The organism is Cupriavidus sp. (assembly GCF_057315035.1).
In genome coordinates this window covers 447,543-462,084 of the sequence record NZ_DBHKYV010000001.1, presented here as the reverse complement: position 1 = coordinate 462,084, position 14,542 = coordinate 447,543, and the positions used below count along the sequence as shown (strand labels likewise).

General features: G+C 63.8%; 15 protein-coding genes. 4 read left to right on the top strand and 11 right to left on the bottom strand.

The genetic code is table 11. The features are described from left to right. Positions 1-20: 20 nt before the first annotated feature. The 8 genes from ACO550_RS02130 to argC form a co-directional block, all read right to left on the bottom strand. On the bottom strand, positions 21-2,078 hold the full coding sequence (locus ACO550_RS02130; protein ID WP_019726276.1) for a ParB/RepB/Spo0J family partition protein: 2,058 nt from the start codon (positions 2,076-2,078) through the stop codon (positions 21-23). A gap of 64 nt (positions 2,079-2,142) precedes the next feature. Further along, positions 2,143-2,967 (bottom strand): DUF932 domain-containing protein, encoded by an 825-nt coding sequence (locus ACO550_RS02125; RefSeq protein WP_025981539.1) that lies wholly within the window; start codon positions 2,965-2,967, stop codon positions 2,143-2,145. Between the two features lie 700 nt (positions 2,968-3,667). After that, positions 3,668-3,946, bottom strand: a complete 279-nt coding sequence (locus ACO550_RS02120) for a hypothetical protein (protein ID WP_019726273.1) — start codon at positions 3,944-3,946, stop codon at positions 3,668-3,670. Positions 3,947-4,011: 65 nt separating this feature from the next. Further along, positions 4,012-4,362 (bottom strand): DUF2958 domain-containing protein, encoded by a 351-nt coding sequence (locus ACO550_RS02115; protein ID WP_019726272.1) that lies wholly within the window; start codon positions 4,360-4,362, stop codon positions 4,012-4,014. 283 nt (positions 4,363-4,645) lie between these two features. After that, positions 4,646-5,155 (bottom strand): RadC family protein, encoded by a 510-nt coding sequence (radC, locus tag ACO550_RS02110; protein WP_019726271.1) that lies wholly within the window; start codon positions 5,153-5,155, stop codon positions 4,646-4,648. 364 nt (positions 5,156-5,519) lie between these two features. Continuing rightward, the gene (locus ACO550_RS02105; protein ID WP_019726270.1) at positions 5,520-6,584 is read right to left on the bottom strand and encodes a PDDEXK nuclease domain-containing protein; all 1,065 of its coding nucleotides are present in this window, start codon (positions 6,582-6,584) and stop codon (positions 5,520-5,522) included. Further along, positions 6,581-7,780: a tyrosine-type recombinase/integrase gene (locus ACO550_RS02100; protein ID WP_019726269.1), complete on the bottom strand. Its 1,200-nt coding sequence runs from the start codon at positions 7,778-7,780 to the stop codon at positions 6,581-6,583. Before ACO550_RS02100 ends, ACO550_RS02105 begins: the two co-directional genes overlap by 4 nt. Before the next feature lie 250 nt (positions 7,781-8,030). Then, positions 8,031-8,978, bottom strand: a complete 948-nt coding sequence (gene argC / locus ACO550_RS02095; RefSeq protein ID WP_315593365.1) for an N-acetyl-gamma-glutamyl-phosphate reductase — start codon at positions 8,976-8,978, stop codon at positions 8,031-8,033. Positions 8,979-9,141: 163 nt separating this feature from the next. On the opposite strand from argC, the gene ACO550_RS02090 reads away from it, so the two are divergent. Together ACO550_RS02090 and ACO550_RS02085 are read left to right on the top strand one after the other, a co-directional pair. Continuing rightward, a complete protein-coding gene (locus ACO550_RS02090; protein WP_315593364.1) occupies positions 9,142-9,438 on the top strand; it encodes a type II toxin-antitoxin system MqsR family toxin in 297 nt (98 codons plus the stop codon). A 34-nt stretch (positions 9,439-9,472) separates the two neighbouring features. Next, on the top strand, positions 9,473-9,874 hold the full coding sequence (locus ACO550_RS02085; protein ID WP_315593363.1) for a type II TA system antitoxin MqsA family protein: 402 nt from the start codon (positions 9,473-9,475) through the stop codon (positions 9,872-9,874). A 10-nt stretch (positions 9,875-9,884) separates the two neighbouring features. On the opposite strand, the gene ACO550_RS02080 is transcribed toward ACO550_RS02085, so the two are convergent. Continuing rightward, positions 9,885-10,661, bottom strand: coding sequence for an exodeoxyribonuclease III (locus tag ACO550_RS02080; RefSeq protein WP_315593362.1), 777 nt, complete (start codon positions 10,659-10,661; stop codon positions 9,885-9,887). Positions 10,662-10,691: 30 nt separating this feature from the next. Between ACO550_RS02080 and pyrE the strand changes: the two genes are divergently transcribed. Beyond that, positions 10,692-11,369 carry an orotate phosphoribosyltransferase gene (pyrE, locus tag ACO550_RS02075; RefSeq protein ID WP_315593361.1) on the top strand — a complete coding sequence of 226 codons (678 nt, stop codon included), beginning with the start codon at positions 10,692-10,694 and terminating at the stop codon, positions 11,367-11,369. Positions 11,370-11,421: 52 nt separating this feature from the next. Continuing rightward, entirely contained in the window at positions 11,422-12,753 is a 1,332-nt protein-coding gene (locus ACO550_RS02070; protein ID WP_315593360.1) for a DUF3734 domain-containing protein, read from the top strand. Positions 12,754-12,783: 30 nt separating this feature from the next. On the opposite strand, the gene ACO550_RS02065 is transcribed toward ACO550_RS02070, so the two are convergent. Further along, positions 12,784-13,593 carry a polyphosphate kinase 2 family protein gene (locus ACO550_RS02065; RefSeq protein ID WP_315593359.1) on the bottom strand — a complete coding sequence of 270 codons (810 nt, stop codon included), beginning with the start codon at positions 13,591-13,593 and terminating at the stop codon, positions 12,784-12,786. 75 nt (positions 13,594-13,668) lie between these two features. Beyond that, a complete protein-coding gene (gene dapF / locus ACO550_RS02060; protein WP_315593358.1) occupies positions 13,669-14,535 on the bottom strand; it encodes a diaminopimelate epimerase in 867 nt (288 codons plus the stop codon). Positions 14,536-14,542 lie beyond the last annotated feature (7 nt).

The following is a 14,542-nucleotide window of genomic DNA, read 5'->3' as shown; positions in this document are numbered from 1 at the left end:
GCGCTTGCTGTCGGCGCGGGTCAAGCGGCTAGCGCCACGGCGGTTTCATTCGCCATTGCCTCGGCATCCTCCGGGGCGTTGTCCTGGGCCTGCGGCGCCGCCGGCGTGGTTTCCTGCGTGCCTTCGGCCTTGAAGATGGCAGGCATCCAGCCAGTGCCATCGGCCAGCCGCTCCGCTTCGCTGGCAATGTCGGCCTTCTTCAGCTTCGCCAGCCGGGTGACGTGCGACGGGGCGAACTGCTCCACGGCTTCCAGAATCGCGGCCTTCGGCACATGCCGGAAATAACCCTCATTGGTGGGCTTCCACCATGCGGCCATGTCCAGCCCCACGGCCTGCGCCAGTTCCTCGCCCGGCTGCTGCCGCATGGTGCGGGGTGTCACCACGTCCACCGTGACGGCCACGCATACCGCCAGCAGTCGCACCAGTTCGTCTTGCGAATTCGCCAGCAACGCGGCGAACAGTTCGGCGCTGTCCTGCGGCAAGGCTTCGCCCGCCACCTGTTGCAGTTCGCGCAGCGCCACGGCAGCGGGCGATTCCGGCCAGTCCGGTGCCATGCCTTCCAGCCGGTCTTGCACTTTCAGGCTCACGCCCAGCGGCAGGTCGTGGCCGTAGTGGCTGCCGTGCAAAACGGTCTGCACCATGCCATGCACCAGCGCGGCCAGCGCCACTTGCGGATGCTGCGCCACTTCGATTTGTAGCGCGGCGGTGCGGTGGGCACTCAACCGCTGCGCCAGTCGGTCGGACATGGCGGCGGTCTTGGGCTGGTCGTCGTCCTCGCCTTCGTCGCCGTTCTCGGCATCCTCACCGCTGAAACCTTGGCGCAGGCGTTCCAGCGTGCGCAGGGCCTTGGCCTCGGCTTCGCGCATCAGGCCGTGATGGATCACGGCCTGCCCGTTGCGGTCGATGGTGACGATGGCACCGGCTGCGGCCTTCACGGTCGGGCTGTAGTCCTGCAAACCATCTTCCAACGCCTGCAACTGCTCGCCCACGGCTTCGCCTTCCTCTTGCAGCGCGTCGGCCTTGTCCTCGTCCTCGGCTTCCAGCGCACCATCGAGGGCTTCGCCAATGGCCTGCACCTTGGCTTGCAGCTTTTCGATGCGCTGCGCTTCGCGCTTGGTCGGTTCGCGCCGCTCCCTCGGCGCACGCTGGAAAGCGTGCAGGTCGGCATGGGTCACGCCCGGCGTGGCATCCACCCATGCCCAGCCTTCGGCCTTCACCTCGGCGGCGATGCCCGCCAGCCGGTCTTGCGCCAGCCTGTCCAGCAGCGCGGCATCGGTCAGATACACGCCCGCGTCACCTTCCGCGAACAGGTCACGGCGCACGCCACCGCCTGCGGCCTCGTAGGTTTCCAGCCCGACGAACCGCACCAGCGGATGCCGGTAGGCGTCGATTTCCCTTTCGGTGAGGCGGTCGCGCAGCGCGGACGGCTGGCGCTGCCACGTTGGCGCATCGTAGAAGGCGGCTTCCTGCGCGGTGTGGTCATCGGTGATGGCAAGGGCCATCAACTGGTCAAGGCTCACGGCATCGGCGCGGTAGTCGGCCATGAGGCGCGGCGAGACGTTCGCAAGCTTCAAGCGGCGCTGCACCACCAGCGGCGTGACGGAAAAATCCGCTGCGATGTCCTCGATGGGTCGGCCTTCGGCCACCAGCGCGGCGAAGGCTTCAAACTGGTCTGCCGGGTGCATGGCTTCACGCTGCACGTTCTCGGTGAGACTGGCAGTGCGGGCCGTGCCATCGGCCACTTGCAAGCAAGGCACCTCCCAATCCTTGGCGATGCGGTGCTTTTTCGCCAGCAGCTTCAGCGCAGCAAGGCGACGACCACCGGCGACCACCTCGTAATGCTCGCCATCGGCGGATGCGATCACGATCAGGTTTTGCAGCAGGCCCACGCGCTGGATGCTTGCAGCCAGTTCGGGGATGGACATGCGCGGGGTCTTGCGCACGTTGCGGCCCGTGGGGCGCAGCACCAGCCGCGACAGCGGAACCAGAATCAGGTTCTTGGTCGGGTCGGCGGCTTCCAGCGGGATAGCGGCGGCGGCATTGACGGCGCGGGCTTCGGTGGTGGTGATGGCGTTCATGGTGGTTCTCCAATCGAGTGAAACAAGGAATGGAGGGGAAACCGCCCCTCCTGCGGGGGACGGGTCAGGCTTTCAACTGGCGCAGGCCATCGGCCAGCATCCACAAGGCGCGATTGAGGCGCACATCGGAATCAATGCCCTGTATCGGACGGGTCTGCTGGCGGCGTCCGTTGGCGCTGCGACCATGCAATCCGCCTTTGGTCAGGTTCTCTTGGGTGCGGTTGAACACGCTCCACAAGTCGGGGCGGCGGTCTTCAAACCGGCGCGGCATCAGAATCTGGCTTTCGGTGATGGGCGCGGGCTTGTTCGGGTCGTCGTACTTGAGGGTCAGCGCGGCGCGGGCGAACACTTCGGCTTCGCCTTCATCGAGCGTGATAGCGCGCATGGCGTCGCGGGAATCGCGCACAAGGTCGAAACCGCGCAGCACCTCGAAAGCGCCTTCGATGACTTGGCCCGCCACGTCGCCTTTATGGGGGACGCGCACATCGGCCACGGTGTCGCCGCACACAAGGCCATTGCTGCAAACAAATCGGAACTGGCCCGCCAGCATCTGATAGCTGCTGGTGCCATCGTGCGAGTTCAGCAGGATGATTTCATTGGCTTCCGCGCCGTTGATCTGGCTGGCGTGGCGCAGGCGCAGCATGTGTTTCGTGTGCTCGCGCTTGCCTTCATCGCGCACGCGGGTTTGCGTCACCATGAAAGGCTGAAACCCTTCTTTGCGAAGCTCGGTCAAAACCGCCGCCGTAGGGATATAGGCGTATCGCTGCGAACGACTTTCATGCGGGGCATCCGCAAAGATGGACGGCGCTACACGGTGAATCTGGTCATCGGACAGCGGGTAGTCGCTGCGCAGTGCGGGGGAATGGGAAGCGAAACGGGTTGCAAGCATGTCGTTCTCCTGACTTGGCTGTTGAAGAAAGCGCACACCGGATTCCTAGATTCGGAGCCCAGCCTTTCGGCTGTTCGGTGCGGTCGGCACGAGGAACCCGGTTGGCCCTGTTGCCACCGTCTTTCCTGAGTTCATCGCCCGCGACGGTCAGGAGCGCGCGGACGGGGGCCGTCAAGGAAAAAAGCGCAGGGTTGGTGCGGCCCGCAGGCGAAGCCGAGGACACGGCCCTGCGCGCCTTGATGGCACACGGGAGCGGGCTACAGTCGCGGACAAGGTGATGGAGTCAGGGAAGACGGCTGGACATGGCAACGGGCACCTTCCACGCCGACCGCACGGCAAGCGCAAGCGCGCAGGCCCGAAGCTGGAAGCTGGGCCGGAGGCGTCAGCCGAGCGGAGCGAGGGAACGATGGAAGCCCGACAGGGGCGAGACGCCGCAGGCGGCTCGATGCGCAGCACGACAGCGCGACCGGCCATCTCCCAGGTGGCCGGGGACGCCCAGACTTCAAAACCGAATGGACAACAGGGTCAGGACGAGCACGCGCAGGGCATCGTGGATCTGCTGTGGATGCTGTCTGGCCGATCCGGCGCAGCCGGGTCGGCGATGTTCAGGGGCGCCAAGTCTGCGCGGCGGGGATAGCCCGCAGGGCTTTCCCCTGGAGGCAAGCGAAGCGCGTAGCGCGCCGCAAGGGGCGCGAAGGCATCAGGCCGAGTCGTCAGGACGCAGGCTGGATTGCGCAACCGGCACCCACGGCGAAGTCGAGTTCAGCAGATAGCGCGCTCCGCGCGCATAGTGACCACAAAGCCCGCTGGGCTGGTAGAAACCGGTGACGCGGCGACGGAACTGCACGCCGAACTGGTTGGTGTAGATCACCGCGTCGCCGATCTTGAAGCGCAGCGGCTGGCCGTTCTCCGGCGCGAAGGGCTTGAGCGCATCGTGCTGCGCCGTGATTTCGATGATGTAGTCGTGATGGCTGCTCATGGCATTGATCTCCTGAAATGATCGAGAAAGCGCAAGGAGCGCCTTGAGGCGCTCCAAGGGCGAGGTCAGACGACGATCCGCCCCGCCAGCCGCGCATCGCGCACGTAGGCGCTCAACCGCTTTTCGCCACGGAAAGACAGGTCGCGCTCGATCGGCAGGCCCAGCCCGCCGCGCACGCTCGCCAGCTCGTTCAAGCTGACCCAGCCGAGTTCCGGCATCCCCAGCCCCAGGTCACAAAGACCGAAAGCGTGGTCATGGTCGTCGGGGTCAATCTCGGTCAGCAGCCAGGTCGCGCCGCCGTCCGGCGTGAACAGCTTGACCACCGGGGCTGGGTCGAAGTCCGGGTTCTCCAGCGATGTGCTGCCGTTGGCCAGCAGCACGACGCGCTGCTCGGCAGTGATAAGTACGTTGTTCATGGTGAACTCCTGAAAGGTTGCCGGGCGGAATTGCCCGACCCTTCCGGGGCACGGCGCAGCGCAAGCAGTCAGGGGTCGTAGACGGCCGCCAGGACGCAAGCGCCATTGGCGCGCAGCCCTTGACGGCGAGAACGCCGTGGCACGATGAGGGGAACAGCAAGACCGCCTCCCTCACAACCTCCACGCACCTCCGGCTTTGGGGCAAGTGCGTAGCACGCGCAGGCCCGCGAGGGCCGGAGTTGCGCCAGCAGGCGCAGCAAAAAGGGGGCCGAAGCCCCCTCGGTCAGATCAAGCCACGTTCGGCGAAGGACGTAGTGAGGCTGCCCGCCACGATGATGTGATCCAACGTGCGAACGTCCACCAGCGCCAGCGCGCTCTTGAGTTGCAACGTCAATGCCCTGTCGGCCGCACTTGGCTCTGGATTGCCGCTCGGGTGGTTGTGCGAAACGATGACCGCTGCCGCGTTGAGCCGCAGCGCTTCCTTCACCACTTCGCGCGGATACACCGATGCGCTGTCGATGGTGCCGTGGAACATCTCGGCATACTCGATAAGGCGATGCTGCGAATCGAGGAACAGCACCGCGAACACCTCATGCTCGAAGCCGGCCAGTTTGGCGCGCAGGTACTCCTTGACTTCCGACGGTGAACTGAATGAGGCACCGCGCTGCATCTTGTGCTCGATGGCCTGGCGCGCGGCCTCCAGAATCTGGTCGGCCGTCGCCGGCAGGTAATGACCTTGGGAGTCGCGCACCATCAGCGCGGCATCGAACGAGGAAAAGGACAGTTGCGACATGATCGTGCTCCGGTTGCTCGGGCGGAATTGCCCGGAACCGTGTCCAGCACGGCGCAGCGCAAGCAGTCAGGGGTCGCAGACGGCCGCCAGGACGCAAGCGCGCAACAGCGCGCGCCGCCCTTGACGGCGAGAACGCCGTGATACGGTGAAGGGAACAGCAAGACCGCCTACACCCCGCCCACTGCACACCCTCGGCTTTTGGGGCAAGCGGAGCGCGCAGGCCCGTCAGGGCCGAAGGCGTCAGCCGAGCAAAGCGAGGGAACGATGGAAGCCCGCAAGGGGCGAGACTCGCGCAGCGAGGCTCGATGCGCAGCACGACAGCGCGACGGCGGAACGCCGGGATGCCCGACTGCTTGGGACAGGACTACTCGGTGTCCGTCTTGCGCTGCTCGATCTGCAACTGCGCCCGCTCTGCTGCCTGTTGCAGCCGTTCCACCAGCACGCCCCTCGGCGGCAAGGCAGTCAGGTACTCGGCGACGTGGATGCCTGACTTGTCCAGCTCCAGCAATTCGATCTGCTCGCGCTTCTTGCCGGTGCAAAGGATGATGCCCAGCGGCGAGGCTTCCTCCGGCTCGCGTTCGTGCTTGTCCAGCCAGCGAAGGTAAAGCTCCATCTGCCCCTTGTAGGCCGCCTTGAACTCGCCGACCTTCAACTCCACCGCCACCAGCCGCCGCAACTTGCGGTTGTAGAACAGCAGGTCGAGGTGGAAATCCTCGTCGTCAATCGGGATGCGCTTTTGCCGGGCGACGAAGGAGAAACCGGCCCCCAGCTCCAGCAGGAAGGATTCCATTTCGCGGATGATGGCCGCTTCCAAGTCGCTTTCCTGCCAGGTGTCACGCAGCCCGAGAAAGTCGAGAATGTAGGGATCGCGCATGACCAGCGCCGGCGTCATGCGCTGCGCATCGCGCATCGTCGCCAGCTCCTGCGCGATCGTCTCGCCCGGCTTCTGCGACAGCGCCGTGCGCTCGTACAGCATCGAGTCGATGCGCTCGCGCAGCGTCCGCACGCTCCAGCGTTCGGCGCTCGCCATCTGCACGTAGTATTGCCGTTGGAGCGGGTCTTTCAGCGGCAGCAGCGCCAGGAAATGCGACCAGCTCAATTGTCGTGACAGCGTCACGACAATTGGCTCGTCCGGGTAGGTGGCGGCGAACTGCACCATGCGGCGCAGGTTCTTGTCCGCGAAGCTGCGCCCGTAGTCGCGCACAAGCTGCGCCGCCAGGGTCGGCAGGATTTCCTCGCCGTACCCGGCCCGCTGGCCGGCCAGCACCTCCGTATGGATGCGCTGGCCGATACGCCAGAACAGCAGGGTCAGTTCGGCATTGACCGCCAAGACGGCGCGCTGCCGCGCCGCCTCAATCAATGCCCGAATGTCGCCCAGCAGCGCCGAAGGCGCTGCGGAGGACGCCACGGATACTTTGCGCCGGTTCATGCTGCTACTCCCTCGGCCTGCCGCGCACCCGTGATCGCCTGACGACGGCTCGCCACCAGCTCGGCCGCCTCGCGTACCGGCTTGTCCTCGGTGTGGACGTAGTGCATGAACATCGCCACGGTCTTGTGCCCGGTCAGCTTCATGCCTACCTTGGTCGGCACGCCCGAATTGGCAATGTCGGTCGTCGAACGATGGCGGATGCCGTGCGTGCCGACGTGCGGCACGCCGGCGGCCTTAAGCGCCCGGCACCATCCGCCATAGTGCTCGCCAAAGGTCAGGTGCTTGTCCGGGTCGTTGGGCGATGGCAGGACATACGGGCAGCCTTCCCGACGTGGCGCCGTCGAGAGCAGCCGATAGGCTTCCGCGCTCATGGGCTTGGACATGCCGCCCGTCTTGCTGTCGGGCCACACCACTCGCCGGTTCTCGAAGTCCAGCCAGCTCCATTCGAGCGGACAGATTTCGGAGCGACGCGCGGCGAACTCGAATTGCAGGCGGATTGCCAAGGGGATGACGTAGTTCTCCAGACCTTCCGCTTCCAGCTTGTCCAGGTGGCGGAAGATCAACGCCAGTTCGTCATCAATGATGAGCCGGGTTTCCTTCCCAGGTGGGTACATCGGGACGTGACGGCACGGGTTCGTGCCGTCGGGACGGTAGCCCCACACTTCGGCCAGGTTGAACATCTTGCGCAACACGCCGAAAGCCTTGTTCGCTTCGGTCGGCTTGTAGGCCAGCTTTTGCATCAGGCCGGCAATGTCGGGCCGCTTCACGTCCTGCACCTTCTTGCGGCCCAACAGTGGAATGATGCAGCGGTCGATGACGCCCTGATAGCCCTCCTGCGTGCTGGGCTTGTTGCGCTTCTTGGAGTATTCCTCCATGAACTTTTTGCACAGCTCCGTGACGGTGGGCGCCTTGCGCGCATCGGCCTTGGCGCCGCCAGGATCGCCGCCCCGGCGAACCTCGGCCAACCAGTCCTGAGCCATGACGCGGGCCTGTTCAACGGTCAGTTCCCCGAACAGGCCCAGGGCGGGCTTGCGTCGCTCGCCCGCGTTCGTGCGGTACTGGAGCATGAACACGCGGCGGCCCGCCGGGGTAATCTTGCACAGGAAGCCAGGCACCACGGTATCCCGTAGTTCGACGGCCTGCGGCTGGGGTTGCGCCGCCTCCACGGCGGTCTTGGTGAGCTTGATCTTGGCCATGATGACTCCTCGGAAAGACCCGTTTCCAAGAGCCACATGGGAGCCATGAGAGCGGAAGCCGGGTCAGGTTTCAGAAAGCACCGGCATATGATGGACGCGCGTAAGTTATTGATAAACCTTCTGTATCGGGTTCTAGCGCAGTCCAGCAAAGTTCGGTGCTGGAGTCATCGTGAAATAAAAAAACCGGCTCCCAGGAGCCGGTTTTTCATTCGCGCCGCAGAACGTCGCGCTTGTTCAGGCCTTCAAGCCTTCATGCCTGCAGGCCGCTGGCCTCGTCGGCGCCGATCCGTACGTTCATGCATTGCACCGCCGCGCCGGCCGCGCCCTTGCCCAGGTTGTCCAGGCGTGCCACCAGGTTCAGGCGTTCTTCATTGCCGAACACGAACAGGTCCACGCGGTTGGTGTCGTTGCTGGCCTGTACGTCGAAGAAACCCTTGTCGAGGTTGTCGTCGCTGTTGTACGGGTGCACGCGCACGAACTGCTCGCCTTCATAGTGCTTGCGGTAGATGTCGAGGATTGCCTCGGCATCGGCCTTGCGCGACAGCAGCGACGGATAGACCGGCACCGTGACCGACAGCCCCTTGAGGAAGTTGCCGACGATCGGGTTGAAGATCGGCGCCTGCTTCAGGCCAGCCTGCACGCGCATTTCCGGCAGGTGCTTGTGGGTCAGGCCCAGCGCGTACGGACGCGGGCTGTTCAGCTTGGGGTTACCGCCGGCTTCGAACTCGGCAATCATTGACTTGCCGCCGCCGCTATAGCCGGTCAGCGAGAACGCCGAGACCGGATAGTCGGCCGGCATCAGGCCCGCTTCCACCAGCGGACGCACGGCCAGCACGAAGGCACTGGCGTGGCAGCCCGGCACCGCGATGCGGTTGCTGTTGCGCACTTTCTCGCGCTGGCCACGGGTCAGTTCGGGCAGGCCATAAGCCCAGTCGTCGGACGTGCGGAATGCCGTGCTGGCATCGATCACGCAGGTATTCGGGTTGGTCACCAGCGATACGGCTTCACGCGAGGCCACGTCCGGCAGGCACAGGAAAGACACGTCCGAGGCGTTCAGAAAGCGTGCTCGCTCCTGCGGGTCCTTGCGCTTGTCATCGGCAATGCGCAGCAGCTCCACATCGCTGCGACCCGAGAGATAGTCAAGCAGCCGGAGACCGGTGGTGCCTTCCTGACCATCGACGAACACTTTGAAAACCATGGCGGACTCACTCTGAAAAATGCGAAAAGTCTCGTATCCCGAAGATGCGAGAACCTGCATTGTAGCGAGGTTGAGGGTCGGACGCAGGGTTTACGCCAAATTCGCGGTTGCGGTTTGGTACGGTTCGACGGTGGAGAAAAATAACCAACTAGGTTAATATCGCATGGAGAAGTCGACGGCGCATTACAAGCTGGAGCGGGTCAGGGCGTTGATTGCGGAAGGACGGGTGGCGTTCACCGCGTCTGCGGCGCGGGATCATCAGGCGATGGAAATTTCGCGGGGTGAGGCCGTGGCGGTAGTGAGCAAGTTATGCCCGGGCGACTTTCATAAGAGTATGACGACATACCGGGACCACCGGGTCTGGCAGGATGTCTATCATCCGCGCACGCCGTATGGGAGCCTCTACGTGAAGCTGACCGTGGAAAGCGATTTGCTGGTCGTGTCGTTCAAGGTGCGTTAGCACATGGCCGGAAGGCCGGAAGGATGGCAGCAAAATGAAATGTCCAGAATGCGGTGGCGCCCAACTGATCAAGGGGCGCCGCGACATGCCATACACCTATCGGGGCGAGTCCACGGTTTTCGAGGATGTGGAAGCCGAATGGTGCCCGCTATGCGGGGAAGGCGTGCTATCCCGTGACGAGCACGAACGGCTTGACGAGATCGCCCTGGCCTTCAACAGGCAGGTCAACGCCTCGCTGGTCGATCCCACCTTTATCGTTTCGGTCCGCAAGAAGCTGCACCTCGACCAGAAGGAAGCCGGCGAGATCTTCGGCGGCGGCGTGAACGCGTTCTCGCGCTACGAGACCGGCCGCACCAAGCCGCCGCTGGCATTGGTCAAGCTGTTGAAGTTGCTTGACCGACACCCTAACCTGCTCGAGGAAATCCGGACGATCTAGCCTGCGTGCCTTAAAGCGGATAGTCGTAGTCGATCGACAACGGGGCGTGGTCGCTGAACTTCTCGTCCTTGTAGATCGAGCAGACCTTGGCCGTGCCGGCGATCTTCGCAGTTGTCAGGTGGTAATCGATGCGCCATCCCACGTTCTTGGCGTAGGCCTGGCCACGGTTGCTCCACCACGTGTATTGCTCGGGGCGAGGGTCAAGCTGGCGGAACACGTCCACATAGCCGTGGTTGTCGAACAGCTCGCCAATCCAGGCACGCTCCTCGGGCAGGAAACCCGAGTTCTTGAGGTTGCCCTTCCAGTTCTTGATATCGATTTCCTTGTGCGCGATGTTGACGTCACCGCACAGGACGATCTCGCGCCCGCTGGCCTTCAGTTGCAGCAGGTGGGGCAGGAACGCTTCCATGAAGCGGAACTTGGCCAGTTGGCGCTCTTCGGAACTGGAGCCGGACGGCACGTAGACCGAGATCACTGCAAGGTGCGGATACTGCACCTCTACATAACGGCCTTCGGCATCGAATTCGGCGCAGCCAAAGCCGGTGATGACGCGCTCGGGCTTGTGGCGCGTGTACAGGCCCACGCCGCTATAGCCCTTTTTCTCGGCATAGTGGAAAAAGCCGTGATAGCCGTGTGGCGCCAGGAACGCCTCGGTCATGTCGGCTTCCTGTGCCTTGAGTTCCTGGACGCAGACCATGTCCGCGTCCTGCTTGCCCATCCATTCGAAGAAGCCTTTCTTGGAGGCTGAGCGGATGCCGTTGAGGTTGGCGCTGATAATCCGTAACATCTCGGGAAATTTTGAATTCAGAGAGAAAAGATGACGCAGCAGACGACGCCGGAAGACCTGAGCCAGTCCTTTATCCGCTTTGCACTGGACGCGGGCGTGTTGTCATTCGGCGAATTCGTGACCAAGGCTGGCCGCAAATCGCCGTATTTCTTCAACGCGGGCTTGTTCAACCAGGGCGCAATGCTGGGCCAGGTGGCGCAATTCTACGCGAAGACCCTGATCGGTTCGGGGCTGCAGTTCGACGTACTGTTCGGACCGGCCTACAAGGGCATCACGCTGGCCTCGGCCACGGCCGTGGCACTGGCCGGCATGGGACGTGACGTCGGGTTTGCCTACAACCGCAAGGAAGCCAAGGATCATGGCGAAGGCGGCACGCTGGTGGGCGCGAAGCTGCAGGGCAAGGTCGTGATCGTCGACGACGTGATTTCCGCCGGTACGTCGGTGCGCGAGTCGATGCAGATGATCCGGGCCGCGGGTGCCGAGCCTGCCGCAGTGCTGATCGCGCTGGACCGCATGGAGAAGAGCGGTACGGCCGACAATATTGGCACGCATTCGGCGGTGCAGGACGTGCAGCGCGAATACGGGATTCCCGTCATCGCCATTGCCACGCTGAAGGACCTGCTGGCATACCTGGATGCATCGCAGGACCCGGCGCTCGGGAACTCTCGCGACGCTGTGGCTGCCTATCGTCAGAAGTACGGCGTCTGACAGCACACTACAACGGCCCCGCATGGGGCCGTTTTTCATTTCGGAGCGCGGCGTGGCGAAAAAACGGCGGCAGGACGTGTCAGCAGTTCAGCGTGAAATAGGCGAGCAGGGCGCACCACCACAGGATTCGGCTGCAGATGCAGCCACGCCGGCCAAGGCGAAGCAGACTGCGGCAACGCCGCGCGCCTTGCCAGTCGAGCATTGCGCGCGAGACGCGCCGCCACATGATGGCCCGGCTCACGAGGCCTACGCGATTCGTGCCTTGGTGCTGCAGGGTGGCGGGGCATTGGGTTCCTACCAGGCTGGTGTCTACCAGGGTCTGTCCGAAGGCGGCATCCACCCGAACTGGATCGCCGGGATTTCGATCGGCGCGCTGAATGCGGCCGTGATTGCCGGGAATCCTCCCGAAACGCGGGTCGCGCAATTGCGCGCGTTCTGGGAATACATCTGCGCCCAGCCGTGGTTGCCCGGGCTGCCGCTGGAGTTGCTGACCGAAGCCGCGCCGCTGTGGCCAGAGCCCATGCGCGTCTGGTTCGATAGCCTCAACGCCACGCGTGCGCTGGTGGAAGGCCAGCGCGGGTTCTTTACGCCGCGCGCCATTACGGACCTGTGGGCGCGCTTCGACGATCCGGGTAGCGCCAGTTACTACGACACGGCACCGCTCAAGGCCACGCTCGAACGGTTTGTCGATTTCGATCGCATCAACCATCCAAAGGAAATGCGCGTGTCGGTCGGGGCGGTCAATGTGCACACCGGCAATTTCGCCTATTTCGACAACACGCGCATGACGCTGCGCGCCGAGCATTTCATGGCCTCCGGTGCGCTGCCGCCCGGCTTTCCGGCCGTCGAGATCGATGGCGAGTATTACTGGGATGGTGGGCTGGTCTCGAATACGCCGTTGCAGGAAGTGCTGCAGGCCCAGCCGCGCCGCGATGCGCTGATTTTCCAGGTGGACTTGTGGAGCGCGCGCGGCAAGCTGCCACACAACCTGCTCGATGTGGCCGAGCGCCAGAAGGACATCCAGTATTCGAGCCGCACGCGTGCCATTACCGACTACATGCGCGAGCAACAGAACTATCGCCGCATGCTCAGTGAGCTGATGGAACTGGTGCCGCCGTCAAGGCGCGATGACCCGTGGTACAAGCGCGCGGCGGATCACGCATGCGACGCGCGCCGCAACGTGATCCAGCTGATCTATCGCGACAAGACATTCGAAGGCAGCGCCAAGGATTATCAGTTTGGCGTGCTGACGATGCATGAGCACTGGTCAAGCGGTCTCGATGACATTCGCGATACGCTCAAGCACCCGCACTGGCTAGCCATGCCCGGCCCCGAACGGCCGTTCGTGACGCACGACGTGCATCGCGGCAACGGCGATGGCTGACTGGTCGACCCTGACCTGGTAGAGCCTGACCTAGTCGACCACCACCTTGGCCAGTTCAGGCTTGGGCGGTGGATACGCTGGCTTGAGGGTGTCGAAGGCCGCTTTCAGGATTTCGGCCACCATCAGGTTGCGATGGCTCTTGGAGTCCGCGGGCACGATGTACCACGGGCTCTCCGGCGTTGCCGTGGCGGCGATCGCATCTTCGTAGGCCTGCTGATAATCCTTCCAGAACTTACGTTCGGCCAGGTCCTGCATGTCGAACTTCCAGTGCTTCTGCGGATCGGCGATCCGTTCCTCGAGCCGCTTTTTCTGCTCGCCCTTCGAGATGTGCAGGAAGCATTTGATGATCGTCGTGCCGGTCTCCACGAGCATTTGCTCGAACGCGCGGATCTGCTTGTAGCGACGCTCGCATTCGGCATCGTCGATCCATCCGTGCACGCGTGTAATCAGCACGTCCTCGTAGTGGCTGCGATTGAAGATCACGATTTCGCCCTTGCGCGGCACCTGGGCGTGTACGCGCCACAGGTAGTCGCGTGCGAGTTCTTCGGGCGTGGGCGCCTTGAAGCTGGCCACGCGCACACCTAGCGGATCGAAGCTGCGGAAGACCGACCGCACCGTACCGTCCTTGCCGCTGGTATCCATGCCCTGCAATACGATCAGCAGCTTGTGGTTGTGCTCGGCGTAGAAGATGTCCTGGACGGCGTCCAGTTGGGCGCCCAACTCGTCCAGATGGGCAACGTCGGAAGACTTGCTGCCGGTGGACAGTGGCTTGCTGCCGGCGTCGAACGCGGCAAGCTTGAACTGCTTGCCGGTGGTGATGCGGAAATCGTCCAGGCTCATGGGCTCTCCGGTGGCGGGGTGGAGCCACCCCGCATTCCACAGATCCCCGCCAGATGGCGGGAAGAGCCCTAATGTTCAGGCAGGCAACGTGGACAGGTCAATAGACCCTTCGAACACGGTGGTGGCCGGGCCGGTCATCTGCACGGGCTGGCCCGCACCCTGCCACGCAATCGACAATTCGCCACCGTGCGTGCGCACCCTGACCGGCGTGTCGAGCAGGCCGCGGCGGATGCCGGCCACCACGGCCGCACAGGCACCGGTGCCACAGGCAAGGGTTTCACCGGCGCCGCGCTCGAACACGCGCAGTTCGATGGTATGGCGGTCGACGATGGCCATGAAGCCCGCGTTGACGCGCTTCGGAAACGACTTGTGATGCTCGATCACGGGGCCATCCTGCAGCACCGGGAACTGTTCCACATCGTCCACTACCTGCACCGCATGCGGATTACCCATCGATACCGCGGAGATCCATTCGGTACGGCCGTTGACTTCCAGTCCGTACAGCGTGTCATCGCCCTCGCGACGCGTCGGCAGGCCATCGGCCACGAACGGCACGCGCGCCGGGATCAGTTCGGGTGCCCCCATGTCTACGGTCACCTGCCCATCGTCCTGCAGCGTCAGCGTGATCACGCCGTTCATGACCTCCACGCGCACCGAGCGCTTGTCCGTCATGCCCTTGTCAGTGACAAAGCGTACGAAGCAACGCGCGCCGTTGCCGCAGTGCTCGACCTCGCCGCCATCGGAATTGAAGATCCGGTAGCGGAAATCGACGTCGTCGCGCGTGGATTTCTCGACGATCAGGATCTGGTCCGCGCCGATGCCGAAATGCCGGCTGGCCAGCGCGCGCCACTGCGCGTCGGTCAGGTCGAGTTGTTGGTGGATGCCGTCCAGCACGATGAAATCGTTGCCGGCGCCGTGCATCTTGGTGAACTGGAGTTTCATGTTCGCA

Excerpts from the sequence above, each read along its gene's own strand:
- ACO550_RS02130 (WP_019726276.1), bottom strand. The coding sequence starts at position 2,078 with ATGAACGCCATCACCACCACCGAAGCCCGCGCCGTCAATGCCGCCGCC.
- ACO550_RS02125 (WP_025981539.1), bottom strand. The coding sequence starts at position 2,967 with ATGCTTGCAACCCGTTTCGCTTCCCATTCCCCCGCACTGCGCAGCGAC.
- ACO550_RS02120 (WP_019726273.1), bottom strand. The coding sequence starts at position 3,946 with ATGAGCAGCCATCACGACTACATCATCGAAATCACGGCGCAGCACGAT.
- ACO550_RS02115 (WP_019726272.1), bottom strand. The coding sequence starts at position 4,362 with ATGAACAACGTACTTATCACTGCCGAGCAGCGCGTCGTGCTGCTGGCC.
- radC (WP_019726271.1), bottom strand. The coding sequence starts at position 5,155 with ATGTCGCAACTGTCCTTTTCCTCGTTCGATGCCGCGCTGATGGTGCGC.
- ACO550_RS02105 (WP_019726270.1), bottom strand. The coding sequence starts at position 6,584 with ATGAACCGGCGCAAAGTATCCGTGGCGTCCTCCGCAGCGCCTTCGGCG.
- ACO550_RS02100 (WP_019726269.1), bottom strand. The coding sequence starts at position 7,780 with ATGGCCAAGATCAAGCTCACCAAGACCGCCGTGGAGGCGGCGCAACCC.
- argC (WP_315593365.1), bottom strand. The coding sequence starts at position 8,978 with ATGGTTTTCAAAGTGTTCGTCGATGGTCAGGAAGGCACCACCGGTCTC.
- ACO550_RS02090 (WP_315593364.1), top strand. The coding sequence starts at position 9,142 with ATGGAGAAGTCGACGGCGCATTACAAGCTGGAGCGGGTCAGGGCGTTG.
- ACO550_RS02085 (WP_315593363.1), top strand. The coding sequence starts at position 9,473 with ATGAAATGTCCAGAATGCGGTGGCGCCCAACTGATCAAGGGGCGCCGC.
- ACO550_RS02080 (WP_315593362.1), bottom strand. The coding sequence starts at position 10,661 with ATGTTACGGATTATCAGCGCCAACCTCAACGGCATCCGCTCAGCCTCC.
- pyrE (WP_315593361.1), top strand. The coding sequence starts at position 10,692 with ATGACGCAGCAGACGACGCCGGAAGACCTGAGCCAGTCCTTTATCCGC.
- ACO550_RS02065 (WP_315593359.1), bottom strand. The coding sequence starts at position 13,593 with ATGAGCCTGGACGATTTCCGCATCACCACCGGCAAGCAGTTCAAGCTT.
- dapF (WP_315593358.1), bottom strand. The coding sequence starts at position 14,535 with ATGAAACTCCAGTTCACCAAGATGCACGGCGCCGGCAACGATTTCATC.